This window comes from Rufibacter soli (assembly GCF_054781795.1).
Genome location: NZ_BAAGTS010000002.1, coordinates 1,018,223 through 1,043,538, shown reverse-complemented (window position 1 = coordinate 1,043,538; position 25,316 = coordinate 1,018,223). Strand labels below are relative to the sequence as shown.

The 25,316-nt window shown below is 53.6% G+C and carries 19 protein-coding genes; 6 read left to right on the top strand and 13 right to left on the bottom strand.

The features are described 5' to 3' along the window. Positions 1–18: 18 nt before the first annotated feature. The 3 genes from ACYVJQ_RS06340 to ACYVJQ_RS06330 are packed head-to-tail and all read right to left on the bottom strand — an operon-like array spanning position 19 to position 5,626. Positions 19–1,335, bottom strand: a complete 1,317-nt coding sequence (locus ACYVJQ_RS06340) for a RagB/SusD family nutrient uptake outer membrane protein (RefSeq protein WP_460892226.1) — start codon at positions 1,333–1,335, stop codon at positions 19–21. A 27-nt stretch (positions 1,336–1,362) separates the two neighbouring features. Continuing rightward, on the bottom strand, positions 1,363–4,374 hold the full coding sequence (locus ACYVJQ_RS06335) for a SusC/RagA family TonB-linked outer membrane protein (protein WP_460892225.1): 3,012 nt from the start codon (positions 4,372–4,374) through the stop codon (positions 1,363–1,365). Between the two features lie 49 nt (positions 4,375–4,423). After that, positions 4,424–5,626: an anhydro-N-acetylmuramic acid kinase gene (locus tag ACYVJQ_RS06330; protein ID WP_460892224.1), complete on the bottom strand. Its 1,203-nt coding sequence runs from the start codon at positions 5,624–5,626 to the stop codon at positions 4,424–4,426. A 282-nt stretch (positions 5,627–5,908) separates the two neighbouring features. On the opposite strand from ACYVJQ_RS06330, the gene ACYVJQ_RS06325 reads away from it, so the two are divergent. The 5 genes from ACYVJQ_RS06325 to ACYVJQ_RS06305 all read left to right on the top strand — a co-directional run bounded on the left by ACYVJQ_RS06325 (position 5,909) and on the right by ACYVJQ_RS06305 (position 10,729). Next, complete coding sequence (locus tag ACYVJQ_RS06325; protein ID WP_460892223.1) at positions 5,909–6,679, top strand: EcsC family protein; 771 nt, start codon at positions 5,909–5,911, stop codon at positions 6,677–6,679. 213 nt (positions 6,680–6,892) lie between these two features. Continuing rightward, complete coding sequence (locus tag ACYVJQ_RS06320) at positions 6,893–8,365, top strand: M48 family metalloprotease (RefSeq protein WP_460892222.1); 1,473 nt, start codon at positions 6,893–6,895, stop codon at positions 8,363–8,365. A gap of 205 nt (positions 8,366–8,570) precedes the next feature. Next, positions 8,571–8,858, top strand: a complete 288-nt coding sequence (locus ACYVJQ_RS06315; protein WP_460892221.1) for a GNAT family N-acetyltransferase — start codon at positions 8,571–8,573, stop codon at positions 8,856–8,858. Between the two features lie 180 nt (positions 8,859–9,038). After that, on the top strand, positions 9,039–9,911 hold the full coding sequence (locus tag ACYVJQ_RS06310; protein ID WP_460892220.1) for a prephenate dehydrogenase: 873 nt from the start codon (positions 9,039–9,041) through the stop codon (positions 9,909–9,911). Positions 9,912–9,985: 74 nt separating this feature from the next. Further along, positions 9,986–10,729, top strand: a complete 744-nt coding sequence (locus ACYVJQ_RS06305; RefSeq protein ID WP_460892219.1) for a hypothetical protein — start codon at positions 9,986–9,988, stop codon at positions 10,727–10,729. Between the two features lie 142 nt (positions 10,730–10,871). Here ACYVJQ_RS06305 and ACYVJQ_RS06300 read toward each other — a convergent pair whose 3' ends face one another. The 10 genes from ACYVJQ_RS06300 to ACYVJQ_RS06255 form a co-directional block, all read right to left on the bottom strand. Beyond that, positions 10,872–11,909 (bottom strand): glycerophosphodiester phosphodiesterase, encoded by a 1,038-nt coding sequence (locus tag ACYVJQ_RS06300; protein WP_460892218.1) that lies wholly within the window; start codon positions 11,907–11,909, stop codon positions 10,872–10,874. 198 nt (positions 11,910–12,107) lie between these two features. Beyond that, positions 12,108–13,379, bottom strand: coding sequence for a threonine ammonia-lyase IlvA (gene ilvA, locus ACYVJQ_RS06295; protein ID WP_460892217.1), 1,272 nt, complete (start codon positions 13,377–13,379; stop codon positions 12,108–12,110). A 159-nt stretch (positions 13,380–13,538) separates the two neighbouring features. Next, the gene (ilvC, locus tag ACYVJQ_RS06290) at positions 13,539–14,600 is read right to left on the bottom strand and encodes a ketol-acid reductoisomerase (RefSeq protein WP_460892216.1); all 1,062 of its coding nucleotides are present in this window, start codon (positions 14,598–14,600) and stop codon (positions 13,539–13,541) included. A gap of 283 nt (positions 14,601–14,883) precedes the next feature. Then, the gene (gene ilvN / locus ACYVJQ_RS06285) at positions 14,884–15,492 is read right to left on the bottom strand and encodes an acetolactate synthase small subunit (protein WP_460892215.1); all 609 of its coding nucleotides are present in this window, start codon (positions 15,490–15,492) and stop codon (positions 14,884–14,886) included. Positions 15,493–15,517: 25 nt separating this feature from the next. After that, the gene (gene ilvB / locus ACYVJQ_RS06280; RefSeq protein WP_460893584.1) at positions 15,518–17,203 is read right to left on the bottom strand and encodes a biosynthetic-type acetolactate synthase large subunit; all 1,686 of its coding nucleotides are present in this window, start codon (positions 17,201–17,203) and stop codon (positions 15,518–15,520) included. A gap of 10 nt (positions 17,204–17,213) precedes the next feature. Next, complete coding sequence (gene ilvD / locus ACYVJQ_RS06275; protein ID WP_460892214.1) at positions 17,214–18,935, bottom strand: dihydroxy-acid dehydratase; 1,722 nt, start codon at positions 18,933–18,935, stop codon at positions 17,214–17,216. 255 nt (positions 18,936–19,190) lie between these two features. Next, positions 19,191–20,318, bottom strand: a complete 1,128-nt coding sequence (gene leuB / locus ACYVJQ_RS06270) for a 3-isopropylmalate dehydrogenase (RefSeq protein WP_460892213.1) — start codon at positions 20,316–20,318, stop codon at positions 19,191–19,193. Further along, positions 20,306–20,902 (bottom strand): 3-isopropylmalate dehydratase small subunit, encoded by a 597-nt coding sequence (gene leuD, locus ACYVJQ_RS06265; RefSeq protein ID WP_460892212.1) that lies wholly within the window; start codon positions 20,900–20,902, stop codon positions 20,306–20,308. Before leuD ends, leuB begins: the two co-directional genes overlap by 13 nt. After that, on the bottom strand, positions 20,902–22,299 hold the full coding sequence (leuC, locus tag ACYVJQ_RS06260) for a 3-isopropylmalate dehydratase large subunit (RefSeq protein ID WP_460892211.1): 1,398 nt from the start codon (positions 22,297–22,299) through the stop codon (positions 20,902–20,904). Before leuC ends, leuD begins: the two co-directional genes overlap by 1 nt. 126 nt (positions 22,300–22,425) lie before the next feature. Beyond that, positions 22,426–23,592 (bottom strand): 2-isopropylmalate synthase, encoded by a 1,167-nt coding sequence (locus tag ACYVJQ_RS06255; RefSeq protein WP_460892210.1) that lies wholly within the window; start codon positions 23,590–23,592, stop codon positions 22,426–22,428. Between the two features lie 147 nt (positions 23,593–23,739). On the opposite strand from ACYVJQ_RS06255, the gene ACYVJQ_RS06250 reads away from it, so the two are divergent. Then, positions 23,740–25,284: a hypothetical protein gene (locus ACYVJQ_RS06250; RefSeq protein ID WP_460892209.1), complete on the top strand. Its 1,545-nt coding sequence runs from the start codon at positions 23,740–23,742 to the stop codon at positions 25,282–25,284. The last annotated feature ends 32 nt before the right edge of the window (positions 25,285–25,316 follow it).

Sequence of the window (25,316 nt, the reverse complement as noted above, 5' to 3'; positions counted from 1 at the left end):
AGGCTGCCGCTTTTGCTTTTAGATGGCCGGATCAGGTGGCGTATTGGGGTTGTTGAGTCGTTCCTGGTCTGGATACGGATAGAAGTTCCGGTTACGCTCTGTTAACGTACCCGGTGGGCCCGGGCGGTTAAACCGGCGGCTATCTTCCCATTTCTGGCCACTCAAGAACAACTCCGCCGATCGTTGCTTATACACCTCCAGCAACAGGGCATCTCTGGTGACAGCGCCTGCATACGCTGGCAGGGCGGCATTTACCCCAAAAGGGTCACCTGAGGTTTGGGTTCTTACCTGGTTGATCAAAGCCAGCGCATCCGTGAGGGAACCATTGCTCCGGAGCAGGGCCTCGGCTTTGATGAGTTTGATCTCATCTGTGAGAAAGATGGGAATAGGCACTGTTTGGTTGTTAAAGAATCCTTTGAGGGTCTTAACCGGGTCTCCGTTTACCACCGCGCTTGGGTCGCCCAGGTAGAAGCCGTAGCGCGCGTCTCCAGGTTCAAATAACCCCGCTGGCAACCCAAAATTGTCGCGGGGCCGGAAGTAGCCTAAGATGAATACCGTGTTGTGGATAGGGTTCACGCTCAGGGTGCTGTAGACGTACTCAGATTTCAGGGTCAGATTCACCAGGTCAGCGTTAGTGATGGCGGCTGCATAGTTACCAGCATACAGGTTATAGCGCGCGTTCATGGCGTATAACACGTTTTTCAGATTCAGGCTGGGCCCTCCTACCAAAGAAACAAACTCCGGCGACGCTGGATTGGCGTTCAATAAGGCAATGCCTTGGTCTAAATGCGAAATAGCAGCAGCCAGCACCTCGGCCCTGGGCTTAAAAGTAACTTTGCTGGTTACGCTGGTTTGGGTGTTTGCCTGTTCAAAGGCCATAGCCAGCGTACCTAAGGCCATGGCGTTGAACAGATGGGCCTGCGCCATTATCCCGCTGAGGGTACCCCCGGTTAACGTGGGGATATTAGGGGCGTTTGCCAGAATCTGCTCACTCATGCTCATGGTGCGCTGCATCCGGGACCAGAGTCCCAGAATGTTACCATTGAAGGTAGGCAACGCCGTTCCGCCGGCCTCCAGCTCCAGCACGTTGGTAAAGGTAGCTACACCTTTCATTTCACGGCCGGTCACCCCCGGGTACAAGTAGGCCGCCTCTACCCCAGAGGTAGAATAGAATTGCCTTAGGCCTACGCTTAAGGCAATGATTCCTTCCCTGGTGTTGAGCACTTCCAGGTCATTGGCGGCGTTTGGGTTAGGAATATCCAGTTCGCAACCGCTGGTCATCAGCAAACCAGCTGATAACGCGCCTATTTTAAAAAAGGAAGATATATGTCTCATATGAATGATCATTTGAAGTAAAACAGATTAAAAGGAGACGCTAACACCAAAGGCATAGGTTCTGGGGATGGGCACCTCCACAAAGTCAAACCCACGCACCGCATTGGTTTGCCCGGCGGCGTTTATCTCTGGGTCATACCCGCTGTAATCATCAATTGAGAAGAGGTTACGGCCAGCTAAGCTCAACCGTACCCGGGCGCTGCCCAAAAAGGCCGGCTGCAGGTCATAGGAAACAGACAATTCCCGCAGTTTGATAAAAGAGCCGTCTTCAATGTAATTCTCAAAGATCCCGAACAAGGCGGCAGAGGTCCCCTTGGGCACTTCGCCCCTTAACTCTGGCTCATACCCAGCCAGGCCACCGTACAGGTCGCGTTCCCCTACCCGACGGGTAAAGTTGAACACGTCAAACCCGTAAGAGGCATCTACCTGGGCCCGGAAGGAGAAGCCTTTTCCTACCGTCACATCATTCACCCAGGAACCGGTCCAGTCTGGGTTAGGGTCTCCAATCACCTTGGGTTTGGTAGCCCCGGTAGGTTGACCGGTGGCAGGATTACGGCCAATGCGTTCGGCCTGGGGTAAACCCGCGGGCGTGAGCAGAAGGGACCCGTCCTCTTTGCGGGCGAAGTAGGTAGCGTAGAAGGCCCCAATAGGGTACCCGTTCACCGCGGCCACTTGCCCAAATCCTCCGGCAAAGGGCAATACCCCACCCGGAATGTCATTGATTTTATTTTTGTTTTTAGAGTAGATCAGCGTGGAAGTCCATTTTGTATTCTCCGTTTGGATGGGTGCTCCGGTAAGCATCAGCTCAAACCCTTTGTTGGTCATGGTACCAATGTTGGCGTACTGGTTCACAAATCCGCTGGAAGGCGCCAACCCAATAAATAACAGCAGGTCCTTCACGTCTTTCTTATACACAGAGAACTCAAAGCCCAGTCTGCCATTCAGGAAACTGGCATCTGCCCCAAACTCGGTTTCCACCTGTCTTTCTGGTTTGATACTCTGGTTCCCTAAAAGGGTGGAAGAAATCACCCCTGGCAAACCCGGCAAGGCCACCGGAGAATAATTGGTATAGCGGCTGTTAGGTCCAATAGCCGTTAAATTACCGGCCTCCCCGTAAGACGCCCGCAGTTTAAGAATAGGCACCATTGTTTTAAAGCCTTCCCAGAAACTCTCATTGGAAATCACGTAAGAGCCACTCACCTTAGGGTAAAACTGCCATCTGTCTTCTGGCCCAAACACAGAGGAAACGTCATACCGGCCAGCTCCGGTCAAGAACAGGCGGTCTTTAAACCCAAAGGTCTGCTGGGCAAAAAAGCCCAGGATGTTGATGTCATTTCTTTCTTCGCCTGAGATCACGGTGGCCCCACCCGTAGAGATTTGGGCAATTGGCCCCAGCTGCGTGCCGGTAATACCGGTGGTGAAGTTCTTCTCTAACTGAGCCGTGGCCCCTACCCCGGTGGTAGATTCTAACCAGTCCGTCAACTTGGTTTGGTAAGAGACATTCAGGTCATTGTTGAGAAAGTAAGAGGTGCGGTCCGCGCGGCGGGAATACCCGGCATCATAAGAAGGTGTGGTGTTGCCAACCGGAATAAAGCCCGTGGCAATCTGGGTGGCGTTGTCATAGCCCAGCGTGTAGTTGACGTTCAGGTTCTTGATTGGGGTAAGTTTCAATTGAAAGTCCCCAATGAAACGGTTGGTTCGCTGCCTGAAATCAAAGCGGTTAATGGCTTCCAGGGGATTGGTTCTACGCAAAACGGCCGTTGGCGCGGTAGAAGGGTACACCCCGTTCACCGGGTCTGGGTTGATAAAGTTATTGCTGAAGATAAACCCGGTCAAGGCCCCATAGGCTTCGCTCAAGCCCCCGTTGGGAATCTCGGCACTGGTGCTAAGGGTATAATTGGCGCCCAACGAAACAGAGATCCAGTCATTCAGGGTTTGGTCAATCCGGAGGCGGGTCCCTCCCCTTTTAAAGTCGGTGTTGTCAATAATACCTTGATTACTCAGGTAGTTTCCGCTCAGGAAATACTGCGTATTGGCGGTTCCGCCAGACACGTTCACATTGTTCTCGGTACCGTAGGCCGTCCGGAAAATCTTGTCCTGGTAATCATAGCGCTGTACGGGTTCCTGGTTTAAGTCTGTGGCAATGGTATTGACAAACCGGAAAGGATAGTCATTGTAGTCCAGGGTCTTTCTCACTTCGTTTACCCTAAACTGGCTGGAGACGGTTACTTTGGGTTTCCCCTCTTTGCCGCGCTTGGTAAAGATCTGGACTACCCCGTTGCTGGCCCGGGAACCATAAATAGCCGCCGCAGCCGCCCCTTTGATGATTTCCATGCGCTCAATGTCATTGGGGTTGATATCTACCAAGCGGTTCTGGGCGTAGCCTCCCAGGTCAATCAGTTCAGAGGAAGAGTTGTTGATAATCACCCCATCTACAATGTACAGCGGGTCACCGGAGCCAACCACGGTACTGGTTCCCCTAAGGCGCACGCTTATGCCCCCTGCCGGGTTACCTGAGTTCTGGGTGATTTGGGCCCCAGACACTTTCCCGGCCAGAGCCTGGTCTATAGACGTAGCCGCGCTGTTTTCAAGCACGGCCCCTGTAACGGTAGAAATGGCATTGCCCAATTGCTTTTTACTGGTAGCCACTGAGGTACCGGTCACCACCACTTCATCCAGCCCTACAATGTCCTCCCTCAGGGCGGCGTCTTCATTCACGGTTAAGTCAGACCCCAGCACCAAGGGCTTGGTGAAAGGCTGGTAGCCCAGATAGGAAAAACCAAGCCGGTAGGTTCCAGCGGGCACGTTCAAGGCAAGGCGGTATTTTCCTGTCACGTCTGTGGCCGCCGCAGAGTTGCTGTTCTCTAGTTTTACCACCACCCCAATTAGGGGGGCCTTGGTACGGGCGTCCACCACCGTACCGGTGACGGTGTAGGTGGCCGCTTGCCCAAAGGAGAGCCCCGGTAAAAGGGCCAGCAGCATTACGCACAGAAGCGCGGCCTTTAAATAGGCCACACTCTTAATGTAAGTGTTTCTCATAATCCTTCTTTTTGGTGGTACAATCTATTTAAACTAAAAACTCAACTTCTTAGGCAGGGAAACTGATCTTACCCATGTGCACCGAAGGCACCAGCCGTTCACTGGAGCCAAAGTAAATATCATCCCCTACCAGCGTTTCATTGGCCAGGGTCGCAAACAAAACCGCCTCTTTAGCATCTGGAGAAATGCCCAGTTCTGCGGTGTCTTTGATGATGGTATCCCCTAACAGGCTTTTAATGGTAGACAGCAGCAAAGGGTTATGCATGCCGCCCCCGCTCACGAAAATCTCAAACCCTTTATTTTGGCCGGTCCCTTTCTGGATGGCCTCACAGATGCCCAGGGCAGAAAACCGGTTGAGGGTGGCCATGACATCTTCCACTGCCAGCCCTTGGGTCCCGGAGGCTGCCTGGGCTTTCTCTAGGTAGGCCAGGTTAAACAACTCGGGGCCGGTGGTTTTGGGGAAACCCAGGCCGAAGAATGGATGGTCCATTAAAGCATCTAACAGCGGTTGGCTGTAGGTCCCGCGCAGGGCTACCTCAGAGTCGGCGTCAAAATAGGTGCCTGGGAAATGCATCTGTATATAGGCATCCATTAGGGTATTACCCGGTCCTACATCCGTAGAGAAAATGCGCTGGGTGTCCAGGTCGCCGGGCAAGAAGGTGAAGTTGGCAATGCCGCCAATGTTAAGCATGATACGGTCCTGCCCTTGTTTGGAGAACAACAGGTAATCTCCGTATACCGCTAAGGGCGCTCCTTCGCCGCCGGCGGCTATGTGTTTTTGCCTGAAATCACTAAGCGTGATGATGCCGGTTGTCACGGCTATGTGGTCGCCGTCGCCTATCTGCAAGGTGGCGTTGGGCATGCCGTCCTTTTTATGCTGGGCCGCCGGGGCATGGTAAATGGTCTGGCCGTGGCTGGCAATGATATCCACGTCTGCTGGGGTCAGGTTCCATTTCTGCAGGCAATCCAGAATCAGTTGACCGTGGTAACTTCCTATAAAAGCGTTGAGCAGGCAAACGGTCTCCAGGTCTACCTGCCGCTTGGAGAAAACAGCCTTTACGTTCTCTTTAAAGTCACTACTGTAGGGCATGGTCTCAAATTCCTGGAGCGTTAGGCGGGTTTGCAGCCCATGGCCCTGGAATTCACAAAGCGCCACGTCCAGCCCGTCCAGGGAGGTGCCAGACATAAGCCCAATGATCCTCCTTTTTTCTTTGGTGACAATGGAGTAGAGCCCAGTTAAATTCTTATTCATTTTCAGGTAAACCTCAGGTAAAAATTACGGTAAGTAAGGTTAATAGTAGGCCAAAAAACAGAAATACTCAACTCCTAAACTGAATTTATTTATAGCGTTCCTATCCTTAAAACTTAGGAAACTTAACGGCTATTCAAATAATGCAAGTAGGGCCTTTATCCCTAAAAGTAGGTAGGCCGAGTTAAAACCTCTTTAGCTCTACCATTTCTCACTTTTTAAAAAAGTAGGTGCACAGTCACCTGATTTGAGTAACTAGAGCCACATTTAGATTATTCTACCGCCATGCCCACCGCATATGAAACACAGGTGCTTGAAGAATTGCGCACCTGGCAGGACCAGATGCTCCAGTCTCCCTCGCTTTTCAACCACCTAACCCGGGGGCTGCAGCAGAAAGTAAACAGCTACATTCCAGAGAAGGTACACCAGGCCATTACTGCCACCATCAAACAGATGATCAGGGCGGTGTTGTTTGGCGCAAAATTCACCACCGGCAAACCAGCCCGGCCCGCCACCCTGGAAGAGCAGGAAACTGCCGTTCGGCAACGGATTGAGATCTACAAGAAAACGGCCGCGGCCGAAGGGGGGCTTACCGGGGCAGCTGGTTTTCTGTTGGGCCTCACTGATTTCCCGCTGCTGCTGAGCATCAAACTGAAGATGCTCTTTGACATTGCCGCCCTGTACGGGTATGCAGCCGATGATTACAAAGAACGGGTGTACCTGCTGCACATCTTCCAACTGGCCTTTAGCGGGCAGCAACACCGGCGCGAAGTCTACCTGCAGATGGTGGACTGGGAAACCAAGAAAGACCTCCTGCCCGAAGACATCCATGAGTTTGACTGGCGCAACCTGCAGCAGGAATACCGTGACTATATTGATATCCCTAAGATGGCCCAGATGATTCCAGTCATTGGGGCGCCCGTGGGAGCGGTGGTCAATTACCGTTTACTGCAGAAGCTGGGCACCACAGCCATGAACGCCTACCGCATGCGCTGGAAAGAACAGGGTGGACTCAACGCTTTGCCTTTAGCTGAGCCCACTCCGCTCCTTCCGTAATGCCTGGTATTTGAGGTAGGCGTTTTAAGCCTGCTTTTTGAAAAACAGTGCAAAAACAGCTTTCCTGTTGCCACGTTTCAAAACACCTAAATCAGCCTCCAGGGCATGTAAAAGAAGGGGTTGCAACCAATACAGGTTTCAAACGTTGCAGAAAATGTATTAAAAGCAAGGCTGTGTCCTGCTGGACTTACCATACTCTCTAACGCGACCACTATGAAAAAATACCTCCCATTATCTCTTGTAACGGCGGCGCTGCTGCTCTTCAACTCTTGCGCCACTAACCCGGTTACTGGTAAAAAAGACATCAACTTTGTTTCTGAAGACCAGGAAGTGGCCATGGGCATGCAGGCCGACCCCGAGATTGTAGCCCAGTTTGGCCTGTACCAGGATCCCAAGCTGCAGAACTTCATTCAGGAAAAAGGCCAGCAGATGGCGGCCATCTCGCACCGCAGCAACCTTAAATACACCTTCAGAATTGTAGACTCACCGGTGCTTAACGCCTTTGCCGTACCCGGCGGATACGTGTATTTCACAAGGGGCATCATGGCGCACTTTAACAGCGAGGCCCAGTTTGCCGGGGTGTTGGGCCATGAGATTGGCCATATTGCGGCACGGCACTCAGCGCAACAACAAAGTAAAGCTACCCTGGCACAGGTGGCCATGATAGGTGGAATGATTGCCTCGCCTACCCTGGCGCAGTACGGCGACGTCCTGTCTCAAGGGGCTGGCCTGATGTTCCTGAAATTCGGGAGGGATGATGAGCGCCAGTCAGATGAGTTAGGAGTAGAATACTCCACCAAGATTGGCTATGACGCCAACCACATGGCTGATTTCTTCCAGACCCTCCAGCGCCAGAGCGCCCAAAGCGGACAGGAAGAGCTGCCTACCTTCCTTTCCAGTCACCCCAACCCCGGCGACCGCTACAACACCGTACACCAACTGGCCAGCCAATGGCAGCAGAAAACCGGCGCCACTAATTTAAAAGAGGGCCGTGACAGCTACCTGAGACTGATTGACGGCATCATTTACGGCGAGGACCCCAAACAAGGCTTTGTAGAGAATAACACCTTCTACCATCCAGAGCTCAAGTTCCAATTCCCTACGCCGGCCGGCTGGAACGTGCAGAACACTCCACAACAGGTACAGATGGCCCCCAAAGACGGCAAGGCATTGATGTTCCTGCGTCTGGCCCAGGGTACCTCTTTGGAGGCGGCCGGGCAGCAGATGCTGCAGCAAAACCAGTTGCAGGCCGTAGAGTCCAAATCGGTGACGGTGAACGGGCTTCCGGCCTTGGCCATTATCTCCCAACCGGCCCCACAACAACAGCAACAGCAGCAGGCCCAACAACAGCAACAGCAGCCCATTCAGCTCCTCACCTACCTCATTCAATACGGAGGCAACATCTACAATATCACCGGGGTTACCACGGCCCAGGACTTCAACTCCTATTTCCAGACGTTTAGCAGCGTGGCGCAGAATTTCAAACAACTCACTGACCAGGAGAAAATCAACCGGAAGCCCGAGGTAGTGCGCATCAAAACTACCAAGTCAGCTACCACCCTTTCTCAGGCCCTGAAATCCTACAACACCCCAGATAACCGCCTGGAGGAAATGGCGATTCTGAACGGCATGCAACTCACCGACAAACTACCTGCCGGAATGTTATTCAAGGTGGTAGAAAAGTAAAAGCCCGCCGCAAAAAAGGAAGCCGTTTCTACATGAGGAACGGCTTCCTTTTTTTATGTAGCCAAGTGGAATTTCCAGAGGCGGCCGCAGAACTATATCCGTTTACGGCGCTTCTAACAAGTTCACCAATCCGTATGGCCAGAAATTAGATGAGCAAGTAACAGGTTTGGCCGTATACAGGCTTTCCTGAAAACATCTAAATACCATGGAAAACAAAGAAATCATACATGATACCCAGGACCTTCGGTTCTACCTGCCCTTGGATGACGAGGAGGCCGAACTTACCTATTCCCTCACCGACCAGCAGGAACTGGATCTGGATTACACCTTCGTTCCTGAAAAATACCGCAACCAGGGCCTAGCCGACCAGCTGGTGAAAACTGCGCTGGAATACGTAAAAACCAAGCAACTTAAGTTCATTGCCTCCTGTCCGGTGGTGGAAGCCTACGTAAAACGGCACCCTGAATACGCTGCCCTCATGGTGGATATTTAACAACGCTTTCCCTTTAAATGCCGCCTTGCGTTTCGGGCCTGTTTTCTCAAAAACAGGCCCGAAACGCAAGGCGTTTTTTCTTTCCCTGGGGTAAAAGAACCGGCTTGACAGGGTGGCGTTGGTACCATGAGCCCACATTCTTAGTACCTTCGTCTTTTTACCCGCGCTTGCGTTCGCTTCATGAAAACCATCACCGTTATTGGCCCCGGACTTATTGGGGGTTCTGCTGCCCTTGATCTTAGAAAAGCTGGTTTTGCCGCCCATTTTATTGGGGTAGAGCAGAACCCCGAGAATGCTGCCAAAGCGGTAGAACGGGGCATCGTGGACCAAGTGCTTCCGCTGGAAGAAGCTGCGGCCTTATCAGATATAATTCTGGTGGCCATTCCCGTAACGGCTATCCAGAAACTGCTGCCTTCTTTACTGGACCTGGTGCCTGCTCACACGGTGGTTATTGACCTGGGCTCTACCAAAACCCTGCTATGTCAGGCCGTGCAAGACCACCCCAAGCGCGCGCAGTTTGTGGCCGCCCACCCCATTGCGGGTACCGAGAATTCCGGCCCCCTGGCCGCGCTACTGGGGCTATACCAGGGCAAAATGAACATTATCTGTGAGAAGGAACGGTCCTCAGAAAGTGCGCTGGCCACGGCTCTTGAGTTATTCAATACCCTGGGGTTGAAGACCATATTCATGCAGCCCCAGGAGCATGACAAGCACGTGGCCTACATTTCGCACCTTTCGCACGTGAGCTCGTTTCTGCTGGGTCTTACCGTGCTGGATGTGGAGAAAGACGAAAAGAACATCTTCACGTTGGCCGGCTCCGGTTTTGCCTCCACGGTGCGTTTGGCCAAAAGCTCGCCAGACATGTGGGCGCCTATCTTTGAGCAGAACGCCCATTTCCTGAGCCACGCCCTGGGCGAATACATCAAGCACCTGCAGCAATTCCAATACCACCTGCAACACGGCCAGACCGAGGAGCTTTACCAGATGATGACCCAGGCCAACCAGATCAGACCCGTGCTTGACGGCATCACGCAGACGCCGCCTGCCAAGTAACTTTCTGCTTTTTAGGCCTCCCCTGTTTCCTGACTTCAATATTTTGCTAAGCCTTCCGTTTTGGGCCTGTTTTCATGAAAACGAGCCCAAAACGGAAAGCCACCTTCTCATGCCCCAGAACCTCCCGTTTCTGGCACCGTACTTCCTTACAGCATAATTTCATTTTCAAGCCAAAGGAAACCAGCATGGGCATTTCAGATATCGTACAGAAAATAAAGAAAGAGTGGGAGGTGTTAAAGGGCCAGGACTCCAAAGACAAGCTGTTCATGAACGAGAACACGTTTGCAGATGAGGCCACCGCCCAACGCGAATTTGCCCGTGCTAAGCAAAAACTCTTTGACGTGAACGCCTGGTCGCACCTGCCGGGCATTACCTCTACCTTTCAGTTATTTGACGCAGCCGGCCAAAAATCCGAGGCTCGTCAGCCTGCCATAGGCGATTTCATAGAAATTATCTTACCGGGCACGCCGGTAGAAAACTGGGTAACCGTGACCGAGGTGCTGGACGAAGAAGACGTGGCGCAATTTGTGGTGAAACCCAGCCAAACCCCTGATAAAGTGGCAGACCCCCAGGAAAAAGAAGTCAAGCATTTTTTCTCGCCAGAGGCCAGCAGCACGTTCCGGGTCTTGCGCGACGGCAACAAGCTCCTGGGTTTTGAGATTGGCAAGGACGAAGTGATCAATAACAAAGGCCCAGAGGCTGGTGACCGGAAGGTGCTGAACACCCTCATCTCAGAAGGAGGCTGGGCCGGTTTTCAGGATCTGCAGTGGGATAAGATCACCAAATACTTTGTGCACTTGGAGGAGACGAAGAAGTAACTATAGCGCTTTTTGAGCATTATTAGGTAAGAAGCATTTCGGGCCTGTTTTCAGAAAAACAGGCCCGAAACGCTTCTTTGGGTATAGCTGCTTCCATAGCAACCGAGGTGATTTTGAAAATCAGTGTAAGATATCCGCTTCTTTACTTCCCTACCTGATTCCTTACTTTCTTCATGAGTAGTTCTGGTTCATTGGTGGTGATAAAATCAATGCCTCGCTCCAGAAACCAATCCATTTCCTCAGAGGCGTTGACAGTCCAGACATTGGTGGTCAGCCGGTGGCGCTGGGCCTCTTCCATCCAGTGCGGTTTATTTTTCAGTACGCTTTGGTTATAGTCAAACCCGTACATGCCGTCTTTGGCCAGGTCTGCCGGAGATGTATTTCCGTTGAGGTAGGCCACCCGGGCGAAGGGCTCTAGTTTACGCACCTGCAACAGGATATCATAGTCAAAGCTGATGTACTCCACCCAGCCCTGGGCCTTGTGCTGCTGGACCAAGGCCACCACTTGCTGGGCCAACGCCAGGCTTCGGGCTTTACTTACGCCAGAGGGTTTTATTTCCAGAATCAGCTTGGTTTGGTTCTGTTGCAAGCCGGTGGTCAGGTAGGAAGCCAGGGTGGGTAAGGCCTCGCCGTTCGGCAACTTCATAAGGGAAAGATCCGCGGCGGGCGTTAGCTCTATGACTACCCCTTTTACGTCAAGGTCATGGTGCACAAACAGGACAGAATCTGAGGACATGTGCACGTCAAACTCACTACCCCGGCAACCTAGAGCAATGGCGTGCTGCAAGGCGGCAAGCGAATTCTCAGGCGCACCCGTATTTTTCCAGGCGCCTCGGTGGGCTATGACCTGGTTTTTCAGAAACGCATCTTTGACAATCCGGAAGGGGAATTTCTGTCCGTCTACCTCCACCACCAGGTCCAGCCACTTGACAGGCAGCGCCGCCAATTTTTTTCTTACCCGCAGCACCAGATCCTTGCCAAACGTAAAATGCTTTTTACTTTCCTTGCTTAACCGCACCAGTTTTGCGTGATGGTTGGTGGGCAGGAAATGGACTTTACCTACTTCCAGGTTGGTTTCTGAAAAAGAGTAGTTGGTTAAGGCAATTCGGTATTGCGCCTCGGCTTTATGGCCACTGGCACAAAACAGAAACACAAACAGGGCGGCAAGAATACGAAGCATAGGTTGGGGGCCAGGTTTACAAGTTGGGGAAGATACAATGCGGGGCCAATAAAATAAGCTACCACCCACTTTCTTCTGAAAGGGCATAAAGTTAAGGTGTTGATAGACAAGCAAATGCCCTGCAACTTTTGAGAGAGGCAGGGCATTGCAAAACAAACAACACACACTAAAACGAACTAACTATTAAACAAACTACACTTACACGAACAGGTTCAGGAAATCCTGCCTGCCGTTTAGGTACTCATAGGCAAAGCCCTCTTCCTGCATCCTTGCTTTTATGGTCTCCACGTCCTGGGGGTGCTTCACCTCCACGCCAATGAACACGGGGCCTTTCTCCTTGTTGTTTTTCTTGATGTACTGGAAATGGATGATGTCATCCTGGGGGTGTAAAACGCGGTTCACGAAGGTGCGTAGGGCGCCAGGTTGCTGGTTGAAGGTGACCATGAAATAGTGCTTGAGGCCTTGGTGGCGCAGGGCGCGCTCCTTGATATCTTCCATGCGGGTGATATCATTGTTACTTCCACTAATCACGCAGACCACGTTCTTGCCTTCTATTTCCTGGGCATAAGATTTAAGTGCCGAGATGGTGAGCGTACCAGCCGGTTCCAGCACCACGCCTTCCTCGTTGTACATCTTGAGAATGTCTTCGCAGACCTGGCCTTCGGGCACCAGCACCACATCATCCAGCAGCTCGCGGCAAATCTCAAAGGTGAGTTGACCGGGGCATTTCACGGCGGCACCGTCTACAAAGGAGTCTATGCTTTGCAGCGTCTGCCGCTCATTTGCATTGATGGAGTTGTACATAGACGGTGCCCCCAACGGCTGCACCCCAATGAGTTTAGTACTGGGGCTCAGTTGCTTGAACACGCTGGACACGCCAGACGCCAACCCGCCGCCGCCAATGGGCATGAACAGGTAATCAATGGCAAAATCTGCGTCTTTGAAAATCTCCAGCCCCACGGTGGCCTGCCCTTCTACAATGGCTAGGTCATCAAACGGCGGAATAAAGGTGCTGCCCCGTTCATCGCAGAAGTCTTTGGCGGCTTTAAAGGTATCATCATAGGTAGCACCAGTAAGCACCACCTCTACCCATTCCTTCCCGAACAGGCGCACTTTGTTCACCTTTTGGGCCGGGGTTTGGGCGGGCATGAAAATGTAGCCTTTCACCCCCAGCAGTTGGCAGGCGTAGGCTACGCCCTGCGCATGGTTGCCGGCGCTGGAGCAGACTACCTCCCTATCGCTTTCCTCTTTAGACAGGGTAGACATTTTGTGGTAGGCGCCCCTAATCTTGTAGGAACGGACAATCTGCAGGTCCTCGCGCTTCAGGTACACCTCTGCACCGTAGGACTGCGACAGCCACAGGTTCTTCATGAGGGGCGTTTTGTAGATCACCCCCTTCAGGTTCTTGGCTGCCTTCTCTACCTTGTCTAGCATGACCACCGTTTCTACCGGCGCTGTCTCTTTCTGCATCTTGGTTGGGTTGAAAAAGCTGTTTTGGGGCTGTTTTTCTAAAAACTGCCCCAAAACAGGAAATGGAATTTAGTTTTTAGATAGCGACCTTTTCAGGGCCTCCATCTAAAGCTATATAGTTGGTATGCTCTCCCCTTTAGAGGAGCGTTTTCTTCTAATCTATACCTCCTCGGCCACGGCGGCTTTGCTACGCAGTTGTCTTACCACCGCGCCGGTTTGCCATAACTCGGACTCGCGCACTTCTTTCAGTTCGGCTTCCAGTTCCTGGCGGTAGCCGGGGGTGGAGCCGCGCTGGATGGTGCGCTCGGCTTCTTTGCCGGAGGCCACGCTGTCGTAGAGTTCATTCAATACCGGAAGGGTGGCTTCGCGGAATTTGCCTTTCCAGTCAAGGGCGCCGCGCTGTGCGGTTACGGAGCAGTTGCTGAACATCCAGTCCATACCGTTCTCGCCTACTAAAGGCACCAGGCTTTGGGTCAGTTCTTCCACGGTCTCGTTGAAGGCCTCAGAGGGCGAGTGTCCGCGCTGGCGAAGCACCTGGTACTGGGCTTCAATGATACCCGCTAAGGCTCCCATTAATACGCCACGCTCCCCGGTTAAATCTGAGTATACTTCTTTCTTGAAATCGGTCTCAAACAGGTAGCCCGAGCCTACGCCAATGCCCATAGCCACGGCTTTCTCATAGGCCTGGCCGGTGGCATCCTGGAACACGGCAAACGAGGAGTTCAAGCCGCCGCCGGCCTGGAACAGACGGCGCAAGCTGGTGCCGCTGCCTTTGGGGGCCACCAAGATCACGTCCACATCCGCGGGGGGCACAATCTGGGTCTGCTCTTTGAAGGTTATGCCGAAGCCGTGGGAGAAGTATAGGGTCTTACCGGCAGTCAGTCTTTCTTTAAGGGTGGGCCACACGGCGATCTGGCCGGCATCTGACAATAGGTTGCAGATGATGGTTCCGCGGTCAGCGGCTTCCTCTATGGAGAAAAGCGTCTCGCCTTCCACGAAGCCGTCTTTTTTGGCTCTTTCCCACGACGGGGAATCCTGGCGCTGGCCCACGATCACGTTAAAGCCGTTGTCGCGCATGTTCAGCGCCTGGCCCGGACCTTGCACGCCATAGCCAATCACGGCAATGGTTTCGTCTTTAAGGAATTCAAGCGCTTTTTCTAAAGGGTATTCGTCGCGGGTGACTACGGTTTCGTCTACGCCGCCAAAATTGATAGTTGCCATTTTTACTGTTTGTTATAAGGTGATAAGTTTATTATCTGTTTCTGGTTCAGGCCTTGGGCCAGGGGTTTGTGTTGTTCTGTTTTAAGGCAGTTTTGGAAAAAACGGCTTAAAAACGCTTCTTTTCCTCTCCTCGGTCTGTCCCCTGACAGACCGACACTTTTCAATTCTAACTGCTGCTCTTTCGGTCTGTCAGGGGACAGACCGAGGATACGAGGTTGTAAACTGGCGCGAGTCTGAATTAGTGTTTTAAGCCTGTTTTTGCGAAAACAGCCCTAAAACGGCTTTACATGCTGAACACCTTTTCCCGGCTGTTGAGGTACTCGTTTTCCACCATTTCGTGGCTGGGCTCGGCGCGCTCAAACTCGCGCAGTTTGCGGTTGAAGCCGTCGCTGTCTTTGATGATGGCAATACGGGCGCTACGCACGAACTCAATGAGGCCGTAGGGCTGAAGGATCTTGAGCAGGTTGTCGGTTTCCTCGCGGTGGCCGGTGGTCTCAAACACGGTGTAGTCCTTCCGGATTACCACGGCGCGGGCGCCGTTTTCGCGCAGCAGCCTTTCTACTTTCACCTTCTCGGCAATCACGTCAGTAGGCACTTTGTAGAGGGCCATCTCCTGCCAGATCACGTCTTCATTGGTGTGGAAGTAGACCTTGAGCACCTCTACCTGCTTTTCAATCTGGCGGCAGATCTTGCTTACCACGTCTTCGGTCTCCTGGATCACGATGTTGAACCGATGGATGCCTTCAATCTCTGAGGGCGAGGTGTTCAGACTCAGGATGTTCATCTTGCGGCGCGAGAAGATCATGGCAATGCGGTTGAGCAACCCCACGTGGTTCTCGGTGTAGACCGTAATGTTGTATTCTTCCCGTTCTATGTGTGCGTGTTCACTCATGCTGTTCTGTCTGGGTTAAGCCCCGTTATTTCAATCTGATTTCGCTTACGCTGCAGCCCTGCGGCACCATGGGGAACACGTTATTCTCCTTGGTCACCATCACCTCCAGCAGGAAAGAGCCGGGGTGCTGCAGCATCTCCTGGAGGGCGGCCGTCAGGTCCTGGCGCTGGTTGATACTTTTGCCGGCGATGCCGTAGCCTTTGGCCACCATCACGTAGTCTGGGCTGGTGATGTCCACAAACGAATAGCGCCGCTCATGGAACAACTCCTGCCACTGGCGCACCATGCCCAGGAACTGGTTGTTGAGGATGAGGATTTTCACGTCAATGCCGCTCTGCATGATGGTGCCCAGTTCCTGAATGGTCATCTGGATGCCCCCGTCACCGATCACGGCCACCACAGTTCTGTCCAGAGCCCCAAACTTGGCGCCAATAGCCGCCGGAAGGGCAAAGCCCATGGTACCCAGGCCGCCGCTGGTAATGTTGCTGCGGGTGTGGTTGAGTTTGGCGTAGCGGCAGGCCACCATCTGGTGCTGGCCCACGTCGGTCACAATAATGGCCTCGCCTTTGGTGAGTTCATTCAGTTGCTGAATCACCTCGCCCATGGTCATCTCGCCGCTGGCAGGGAAGAGTTCCTCGCGGATCACGGCGTCAATCTCTTTCTGCTCAAACTCCCTGAATTGGGCCAACCAGGCAGCGTGCTGCTTGGTTTCCACCATCTGGGTGAGCAGCGGAAGCGTCTCTTTGCAGTCGCCCCAAACAGGCACGGCTGTCTTCACGTTCTTGTCAATCTCGGCGGGATCAATGTCCAGGTGAATGACCTTGGCCTGCTTGGCGTATTTGTCCAGGCGGCCGGTCACGCGGTCATCAAAGCGCATGCCTATGGCAATGAGCACGTCACACTCATTGGTCATCACGTTGGGCCCGTAGTTGCCGTGCATGCCCAGCATGCCCACGTTCTGGGGGTGGTCACTGGGCAAGGCGCCGGCACCCATAATGGTCCAGGCCGCCGGTATGCCGGTTTTCTCCAGAAAGGCCCTGAACTCTTCTTCGGCCGAGCCGAGCATGACGCCCTGGCCCCAGAGCACAAAAGGTTTCCGGGCTTTGTTGATCAACTCAGCCGCGGCACGGATGTACTCATGGCGCACGATGGGCTTGGGACGATAGCTGCGTATGTGGTCACAAGGCGTGTAGCCTTTAAAGTCAAACTTCTGCAGCTGCGCGTTTTTGGTGATGTCAATCAATACCGGGCCGGGCCGGCCGCTGCGCGCGATGTGGAACGCCTTGGCCATGACTTCCGGTATCTCGGTGGCATCTGTAATCTGGTAGTTCCATTTGGTCACGGGGGTGGTAATGCCAATCACATCGGCTTCCTGGAAGGCGTCGGTGCCTAGCAGGTGCGCGAATACCTGGCCGGTGATGCATACCAGAGGCGTGGAGTCAATCTGGGCATCAGCTAAGCCCGTTACCAGGTTGGTGGCACCCGGACCGCTGGTCGCGAATACCACACCTACTTTTCCAGAGGATCGGGCGTAGCCCTGACCTGCATGAATACCGCCTTGTTCATGGCGCACCAGTACGTGTTGTATGCCGCCTCCAAAGTCAAAAAGGGCATCATAGATGGGCATGATAGCGCCACCCGGGTACCCGAAAATGGTATCTACGCCTTCTACCGTTAGCGCGTGCAGGAGGGCCTGTCCGCCGCTAAGCATGGTAGCTGTTTCAGGCAAGGCTGGGGCTTGTTTCTCTTGCGTTAACATAGGCTTCTTCTTGTAAATCAGTGATACAGCCGTGACTGGCATCACTCACGGTTCTTAAATATTTCAGCAACACGCCTTGCGTCACATTGGGCTTTGGTCTTTTCCAGTTGTCTCTTCTCAGGCTTAGTTCAGCCTCGCTGACTTGCACGTCCATGGTGTTGTTGGCGGCGTCCAATACAATCCAGTCGCCATCTTCCACCAGAGCAATGGTGCCGCCGTCATAGGCCTCGGGGCAGACGTGCCCGATCACAAAGCCGTGGGTGCCTCCGGAGAAACGCCCGTCGGTGATCAGGGCCACTTTATCCCCTAATCCAGCGCCGATGATGGCCGAGGTAGGTTTGAGCATCTCGGGCATGCCCGGACCGCCTTTGGGGCCCACGTAACGGATGACCACCACGTTACCGGGCTGTATTTTGCCCTGGGTGATGCCTTGGTTCAGTTCTTCCTCTGAGTTAAAGACCACGGCGGGGCCTTCAAAGCGGGTGCCTTCTTTGCCGGTGATCTTGGCCACCGCGCCTTTGGTGGCTAGGTTGCCGTAGAGCACCTGTATGTGGCCGTCTGGTTTCATGGGGTTGGAAAGCGGTCTCAACAGATCCTGCTCCTCGCCCAGGGGCTGCACATCTTTCAGGTTCTCAGCGATGGTTTTGCCGGTCACGGTGAGCAGATCGCCATTCAGCAGGCCTTCGTTCAAAAGGGTTTTCATGACGGCCGGTACCCCGCCAATGGCGGAAAGGTCTTCCATGAGGTATTTACCGCTGGGTTTCAAGTCTGCCCGGAACGGCACCCGGTCGCTCACGGCCTGGAAATCATCCAGGGTGAGGTGCACGCCGGCCGCGTGGGCAATGGCAATGAGGTGAATAACCGCGTTGGTAGAGCCGCCCAGTACCGTGATCAGGACCATGGCGTTCTCAAAAGCTTCGCGGGTTAAGATATCTCTTGGTTTCAGGTCCAGTTCCAGTAGGTTACGCAGGTACTTACCAGTGTTGCGGCACTCATCCTGCTTCTCCTGGCTTACCGCCACCGAGGAGGAAGAATACGGCAGAGACATGCCCAAGGCCTCGGCGGCCGAAGCCATGGTGTTGGCCGTGTACATGCCGCCGCAGGCCCCCGGACCCGGACAGGCGTTGCGGATGATGCCGCGGTAATCTTCGTCTGAGATGTTGCCATTCAGTTTCTGGCCGTAGGCTTCAAAGCAAGAGACAATGTTGAGCTTCTGACCCTTGAAGTTTCCGCCTTTAATGGTGCCGCCGTAGACCATCATACCGGGGCGGTTGAGGCGGGCCAGGGCCATCAGTGAGCCCGGCATGTTCTTGTCGCAGCCCACTACGCAGGCAATGGCGTCATAGTAATGGGCGCCTGCCATGGCTTCAATAGAATCAGCAATGATTTCTCTTGAGATCAATGAGAAGCGCATGCCGGCATTGCCGTTGGTAATGCCGTCGCTCACGCCAATGGTGTTGAACCGCAGGCCCACCAAGTCCTGCTCCTGCACGCCTTCCTTCACCACATCGGCTAAGTCGTTAAGGTGCATGTTGCAGGTATTGCCGTCAAAGCCGGTGGAGACAATGCCCACAAACGGTTTGCGCAGATCGGCCTCAGACAAACCCGAGCCAATGAGCATGGCCTGCGAGGCCGGAAGGCTGTCGTCTTTGGTGTAGATGCCGCTGAATTTATTTAAACACATGGTGTACTTCCTTTTTAAACTTGATGGGTGATTTCTGTTTTGAGCTTGTTTTGGCAAAAACGGGCTTAAAACGGCTTTTCTTTATTAGACGAATCCTCGGTCTGTCCCCTGACAGACCGGGGTAATGCATTGGCTTTTGGAATTCTTTCGGTCTGTCAGGGGACAGACCGAGGAAGCAGAAGAGGGGTAAGACTAGCGCCAGTAGCGGCCTTCCGTTTTGGGCCTGTTTTCCGAAAAACAGGCCCAAAACGGATTTTATATAATGGTGCTCAGGCTGTGTTCTTTGTGTTCCTCGGTCTTCAGGTGCCGGAAGCACTCGCCCCCTTGCTGCACGTAATGGGCAATGAAGGAACCTACCTGCTCGGTGGTGAAGGGAGTATCAGCGTTCAGTTCGGGGGTGAGCACGTTCTTCTCCAGGGTGTAATCCACGGCCTCTTTGACCAGCGCGGCTTCCTCTTGCATCCCGAAGTGTTCCAGCATCATGGCCACCGATAAAATGGTGGCGATTGGGTTGGCAATGCCCAGCCCCTTGGCCTGCGGGTACGACCCATGGATGGGCTCAAACAAGGCGGCAGTCTCCCCTACCGAGGCAGAGGGCAGCAAGCCCAGTGAACCGGCAATCACGGAGGCCTCATCTGAGATAATATCGCCAAACATGTTTTCGGTGAGAATCACGTCAAACTGCTTGGGGTTTAAGATCATTTGCATGGCGGCGTTGTCTACGAATAGGTAGTCCACCGCTACGGTGGGGTACTGCGGGGCCATCTGCTGCACCACTTCGCGCCAAAGCCGGGAGGTTTCCAGCACGTTGGCCTTGTCTACCAGCGTGAGCTTGTTGCGGCGCGTGGCCGCCGAAGCAAAGGCCAGGTGCGACACCCGCTCAATCTCCGCGCGGGAGTAAAAGCAGTTGTCATAGGCACCGTCCTGGGTGCGGCCTTTCTCCCCGAAGTAGATGCCGCCGGTCAGTTCCCGGTAGATGAGCATGTCCACGCCCGAGATGCGGTCAGCTTTGAGGGGCGAGTGCTCCAGCAGCACGTCATAGGCGGTCACGGGCCGGATGTTGGCGAACAGGCCCAACGATTTGCGGAGGCGCAGCAGGCCTTGCTCGGGGCGTACTTTGGCGCTGGGGTCATTGTCATATTTGGGGTCGCCTATGGCCCCCAGCAAAATGGCTTCGGTGCCGTAGCAGGCTTCCAGGGTGGCTTCGGGCAGCGGGTCACCGGTGGCGTCAATGGCGCAGGCACCCATGAGTTGGATGTTCAGTTCAAAGAAATGCCCAAAACGCTCAGACACGGCCTCTAACACTTTCACGGCCTCGGCACATACCTCCGGCCCTATTCCGTCGCCGGGTAAAACGGCTATTCTTTTGGTTAATACGCCCATGGTCGGTTGCTTTCGTATTGCTCTATGGCAGTTTTCTGGTTTACTAAAAAGTCAATGTCATCATAGCCATTGATCATGCATTCTTTCTTGTAGGCATCAATGGCAAAGGAAATTTTCTCTTCCCACACTGGTACCTCCAACTCCTGGTTTACCAGGTTCACCACCAGCCTGGTCTGCGGGTCTGCTTCTAGCTGGGCCAGTAACCGGGCCAGCACGGAATCAGAGACCTGAAGCGGCAAGAGGCCGTTGTTAAGCGCATTGCCTTTGAAGATATCAGCAAAAAAGCTGGAGACCACCACCTTGAAACCGGCGTCATAAATAGCCCAGGCGGCGTGCTCACGGCTAGAGCCGCACCCAAAGTTTTTGCCCGCCACCAGAATCTGCCCGCTGTATTTGCCATTGTTCAGCACGAAGTCTTCTTTAGGCTGCCCGTTGCCGTAAAAGCGCCAATCACGGAAAAGATTTTCGCCAAAGCCCTGGCGGGAAGTAGCCTTTAGAAAGCGGGCCGGGATGATCTGGTCGGTATCTATATTTTCAATGGGCAGCGGAACCGCCGTTGATTGAAGTATCTCAAACTTTTCCATTAATTCAGGTATTGGGTGATGTCTACAATCTTGCCCTCTACGGCGGCGATGGCGGCTACCAGCGGGCTGGCCAACAAGGTGCGTGAGCCGGGGCCCTGGCGGCCTTCAAAGTTTCGGTTAGAGGTAGAGACGCAGTAGGCGCCGGCCGGAATCTTGTCTTCGTTCATGGCCAGGCAGGCACTGCAGCCGGGCTCACGCAGCTCAAAGCCAGCGGCGGCCAGCACCTGGTCCAGCCCTTCTTCCAACGCCTGCTTTTCCACCAGTTTAGAGCCCGGTACAATAATGGCCTCCACGTGCGGGGCCTTCTGCTTGCCCCTCACGTACTGGGCCACCTCCCGCAGGTCTTCAATGCGGGAATTGGTGCAGGAGCCAATAAACACGAAGTCTATCTGCTTGCCCAACAAAGACTCGCCGGGGGCGAAGCCCATGTACTGCAGGGATTTCTGGTAACTGGCCTGCTCACTGGCCGGCACATCGGTAGGAATAAGCGCATCAAGGGCCATGCCCATGCCGGGGTTGGTCCCGAAGGTGATCATGGGCGCAATGTCCTGGGCGTCAAAGTAGAGTTCCTGGTCAAAGGTGGCACCTTCATCGGTGAACAGGGTAGACCAGTAGGCCACGGCCTGTTCCCATTTCTCGCCCTGCGGGGCAAACGGACGGCCTTTCAGATAATCATAAGTAGTCTGGTCTGGAGCGATCATCCCGCCGCGGGCACCCATCTCAATGCTCATGTTGCAGACGGTCATGCGGCCTTCCATGCTCAGGGCCTGGAAGGCGCTTCCGGCGTATTCTACAAAGTATCCGGTGGCCCCGCCGGTGCCCAGTTTGGAAATCACGTACAGGATGAGGTCTTTGGCGCTTACGCCAGGCCGTACCGTTCCTTCTACCGTAATCCGCATGCTCTTAGGCTTGCTCAGCAGCAAACACTGCGAGGCCATCACCTGCGCCACCTGGCTGGTGCCTATACCAAAGGCAATAGCCCCGAAGGCCCCGTGCGTGGAGGTGTGGCTGTCGCCGCAAACTATGGTCATGCCAGGTTGGGTAAGGCCAAGCTCTGGCCCAATCACGTGCACAATGCCCTGATTTTTATGGCCCAGGCCGTAGAGTTCAATGTTGTGTTTGGCGCAGTTCTGGGTAAGGGTGTCTACCTGGGACCGGGATAGCGGCTCCTCTATGGGCAGATGTTGGTTTTTGGTGGGTACGTTATGATCGGCGGTAGCCACTATTTGGTCCTTGCGGTACAAGGGCAGGCCGCGGGCCTCCAGTTCATCAAAAGCCTGGGGGCTGGTTACTTCATGAATGAGGTGTTTGTCAATATAAAACACGTCTAAGCCAGCCCCTTCTATGGAGTTGACCACGTGTGCGTTCCAAATTTTATCTAATAAGGTTTGTGCCATTGGATTGTTGATTCTTTTTTAGCCTGTAAAGGCAAGCGTCCTCACTATTTCTTTTTGCTGCTACCGTTCGCCCACAAGGTCCTTTCAGGATGACAAAAAAATTTAAGAGAAAGATGAACAGACAGATTAAGAGGCCGAAACCAGGTTGTCTTGCTCTACCAGTAAGTGAAGGTCGGCGTCTACTATTTCTTTTTTCTTGTCGGCTACTTCCAGGAAGGAGGCGTAGGCTTTATCAAGGGTGAATTTGTCAAAGGCGTAGCCAATCTTCTGCAGGCGGTAGGCCAGGGCCGCGCGGCCGGAGCGGGCGGTTAAGACAATGGAAGAATCTTCGGCGCCCACTTCTTTGGGGTCAATAATCTCATAGGTCTCGCGGTGTTTGATCACGCCGTCCTGGTGAATGCCGCTGCTGTGCGCGAAGGCGTTGGCGCCTACAATGGCCTTGTTGGGCTGCACGTGCATGCGCATCATGTGGGAGACCAGGTGCGAGGTTTCAGTGAGTAGTCTGGTGTTAATGCCGGTGATCAGGTTCAAATACGGGTGCTGGCGCAGGATCATGACGACTTCCTCCAGAGCCGTGTTACCAGCACGCTCCCCTACCCCGTTAATGGTGCACTCAATCTGCCGGGCCCCGTTCACTACCCCCGAGATGGAGTTAGCGGTGGCCAGCCCCAGGTCATTGTGGCAATGCGTGGAAAGGGTCACGTTCTGCACGCCCCGCACATTCTCATACAGGTACTTGATCTTTTCGCCGTATTCTGCCGGCAGGCAATAACCGGTGGTGTCCGGGATATTGAGCACGGTGGCCCCGGCCTTGATCACGGCCTCGCACACACGGGCCAGAAATTCATTGTCGGTGCGGCCGGCGTCTTCGGCGTAGAACTCCACGTCCTCCACAAAGCTTTTGGCGTATTTCACGGCAGCCACGGCGCGCTCAATCACGTCTGCCTGGGTGGTGCGCAGCTTGAACTTGATGTGTGATTCTGAGGTGCCAATGCCCGTGTGTATTCTGGGATAACGGGCTGGTTTCAGGGCTTCGGCGGCTGTTTTGATATCATTCTCTACGGCGCGGGAGAGGCCGCACACCGTGGCTTCCCTGGTTTGGGCGGCTATGGCCTGAATAGCGGCAAAGTCGCCGGGGCTTGATACGGCAAAACCTGCCTCAATGACATCAACGCCCAAAAGCTCCAGTTGCCGGGCAATTACCAACTTCTCTTCCATGTTCAATTTGCAGCCGGGCACTTGTTCGCCATCGCGGAGCGTTGTATCAAATATTTGTATCTTCTGAGCTGACATCGTTTATTTGGCCTCTAAGTCTTTTACAAAGAAGTAGGTACTTTTACGGAGGGCAAAAACTTTTTTGGCCGTGTTTACTATTTCTAACCGGCCTTTTTAAAACTTTAAATTACTGGAAATCAATATTTTAACAACTTTCTATTTACAATGCCTAACCAAAATATTGATCCTATTTTTCAGCTGATAAAATCGCTTACCCCCTCAGAAAAGCGGCACTTCAGGTTGTTCACCAATCGCAGCGGCTCCAGCGAGGACCTGAAGTTCCTGCAGTTATTTGATGCCCTGGAGCAGCAGGAGACCCTGGACGAGGCACAGGTGTTGAAGCAGGTGCCCACCATTAAAAAGGCCCAGCTGGCCAACCTCAAGAACAACCTCTACAAGCACCTGCTCTCCAGCCTGCGCACGTTCCACACGCCTCAGAACCTGGACATACAGTTGCATGAGCAGCTGGACTATGCGCGGGTGCTCTACAACAAGGGCTTTTACCAGCAGAGCCTGAAAATGCTGGACAAGGTGAAGGTGGCGGCCTTGGAATATGAGCTGCCCCACATTGCCCTCACGGCCATTGATTTTGAGAAACAGATAGAGAGCCAGTACATTACCCGGAGTTTGAGCGGCCGAGCCGAAGATTTGTCGCAAGAAGCTACGGCGGTGTCTACGCACTTGTCACAGATGCACGCGCTGTCTAATGTGGCGCTTCGGCTGTATGGCTTATACTTAAAGGTGGGACTGGCCCGCAACCAGGAAGACCACCAGTCCATTACCACATTCTTCAGGGAGAGCCTTCCGCAGTTAGACATCCGCCGAGCGGGCTTTTACGAGAAGCTGTATTATTACCAGGCGCACGTTTGGTATTACCTCATTACCCAGGACTTTAAGGCCTGCTACAAGTACGCGCAGAAATGGGTAGATCTGTTTGAGGAGTACCCGCACATGAAGGAGCGGCGGTCTGTGCTCTACATTAAGGGCATGCACAACCTGCTCAACGCCCTATACAATTTGATGTATTACAGCAAATTCAAGGAAGTACTGCAGCAGTTGGAAGACTTCGCCCAGGACCCCAAGCGGCGCGTGAACCCCAACATTGATACGCTGCTGTTCCTGTACATTTCTACCAACCAGATCAATGCCTATTTTTTAGAGGGCCGGTTCACCGAGGGGCTGCAGGTGATACCAGATGTGCTGAAAAACCTGCAGGGCTTTCAGGCGCAGTTAGACCCGCACCGCATGCTGGTGTTCTACTACAAAATCGCCAGTTTGTACTTTGGTAGTGGCAATTTCCGGAAAGCCATTGAGTACCTGAACAAGGTGATCCATCACCGCAACACCAGCCTGCGCGAAGACCTGCAATGCTTTGCCCGCATCTTAAACCTCATTGCCCACTATGAGGCCGGCGACGATGACGCCCTGGAATACCAGATCAAATCTGTGTACCATTTCCTGGGCAAGATGGACAACCAGCAGCAGATGCAGGTAGAGATTTTCAGGTTTCTGCGCAGCCTGGGCAACATGGCTCCCTCGCAGCTCAAAGACGCCTTTATCACGCTCAAGGAAAAACTGATGGCCATCTCAGAAAACCCCTATGAGCGCCGGCCCTTTATGTACCTGGATATTATTTCCTGGTTGGAAAGTAAGATTGAAAACGTGCCCGTGCAGGAAATCATGCAGCGCAAAGCCAAACAGCTAAAATAGTCCATTGCGTTTTAAGTCTGTTTTTGGAAAAA

Bases quoted from the DNA above. Each gene is read 5' to 3' on its own strand.
- ACYVJQ_RS06340 (WP_460892226.1), bottom strand. From the start codon at position 1,335: ATGAGACATATATCTTCCTTTTTTAAAATAGGCGCGTTATCAGCTGGT.
- ACYVJQ_RS06335 (WP_460892225.1), bottom strand. From the start codon at position 4,374: ATGAGAAACACTTACATTAAGAGTGTGGCCTATTTAAAGGCCGCGCTT.
- ACYVJQ_RS06330 (WP_460892224.1), bottom strand. From the start codon at position 5,626: ATGAATAAGAATTTAACTGGGCTCTACTCCATTGTCACCAAAGAAAAA.
- ACYVJQ_RS06325 (WP_460892223.1), top strand. From the start codon at position 5,909: ATGCCCACCGCATATGAAACACAGGTGCTTGAAGAATTGCGCACCTGG.
- ACYVJQ_RS06320 (WP_460892222.1), top strand. From the start codon at position 6,893: ATGAAAAAATACCTCCCATTATCTCTTGTAACGGCGGCGCTGCTGCTC.
- ACYVJQ_RS06315 (WP_460892221.1), top strand. From the start codon at position 8,571: ATGGAAAACAAAGAAATCATACATGATACCCAGGACCTTCGGTTCTAC.
- ACYVJQ_RS06310 (WP_460892220.1), top strand. From the start codon at position 9,039: ATGAAAACCATCACCGTTATTGGCCCCGGACTTATTGGGGGTTCTGCT.
- ACYVJQ_RS06305 (WP_460892219.1), top strand. From the start codon at position 9,986: ATGAAAACGAGCCCAAAACGGAAAGCCACCTTCTCATGCCCCAGAACC.
- ACYVJQ_RS06300 (WP_460892218.1), bottom strand. From the start codon at position 11,909: ATGCTTCGTATTCTTGCCGCCCTGTTTGTGTTTCTGTTTTGTGCCAGT.
- ilvA (WP_460892217.1), bottom strand. From the start codon at position 13,379: ATGCAGAAAGAGACAGCGCCGGTAGAAACGGTGGTCATGCTAGACAAG.
- ilvC (WP_460892216.1), bottom strand. From the start codon at position 14,600: ATGGCAACTATCAATTTTGGCGGCGTAGACGAAACCGTAGTCACCCGC.
- ilvN (WP_460892215.1), bottom strand. From the start codon at position 15,492: ATGAGTGAACACGCACACATAGAACGGGAAGAATACAACATTACGGTC.
- ilvB (WP_460893584.1), bottom strand. From the start codon at position 17,203: ATGCTTAGCGGCGGACAGGCCCTCCTGCACGCGCTAACGGTAGAAGGC.
- ilvD (WP_460892214.1), bottom strand. From the start codon at position 18,935: ATGTGTTTAAATAAATTCAGCGGCATCTACACCAAAGACGACAGCCTT.
- leuB (WP_460892213.1), bottom strand. From the start codon at position 20,318: ATGGGCGTATTAACCAAAAGAATAGCCGTTTTACCCGGCGACGGAATA.
- leuD (WP_460892212.1), bottom strand. From the start codon at position 20,902: ATGGAAAAGTTTGAGATACTTCAATCAACGGCGGTTCCGCTGCCCATT.
- leuC (WP_460892211.1), bottom strand. From the start codon at position 22,299: ATGGCACAAACCTTATTAGATAAAATTTGGAACGCACACGTGGTCAAC.
- ACYVJQ_RS06255 (WP_460892210.1), bottom strand. From the start codon at position 23,592: ATGTCAGCTCAGAAGATACAAATATTTGATACAACGCTCCGCGATGGC.
- ACYVJQ_RS06250 (WP_460892209.1), top strand. From the start codon at position 23,740: ATGCCTAACCAAAATATTGATCCTATTTTTCAGCTGATAAAATCGCTT.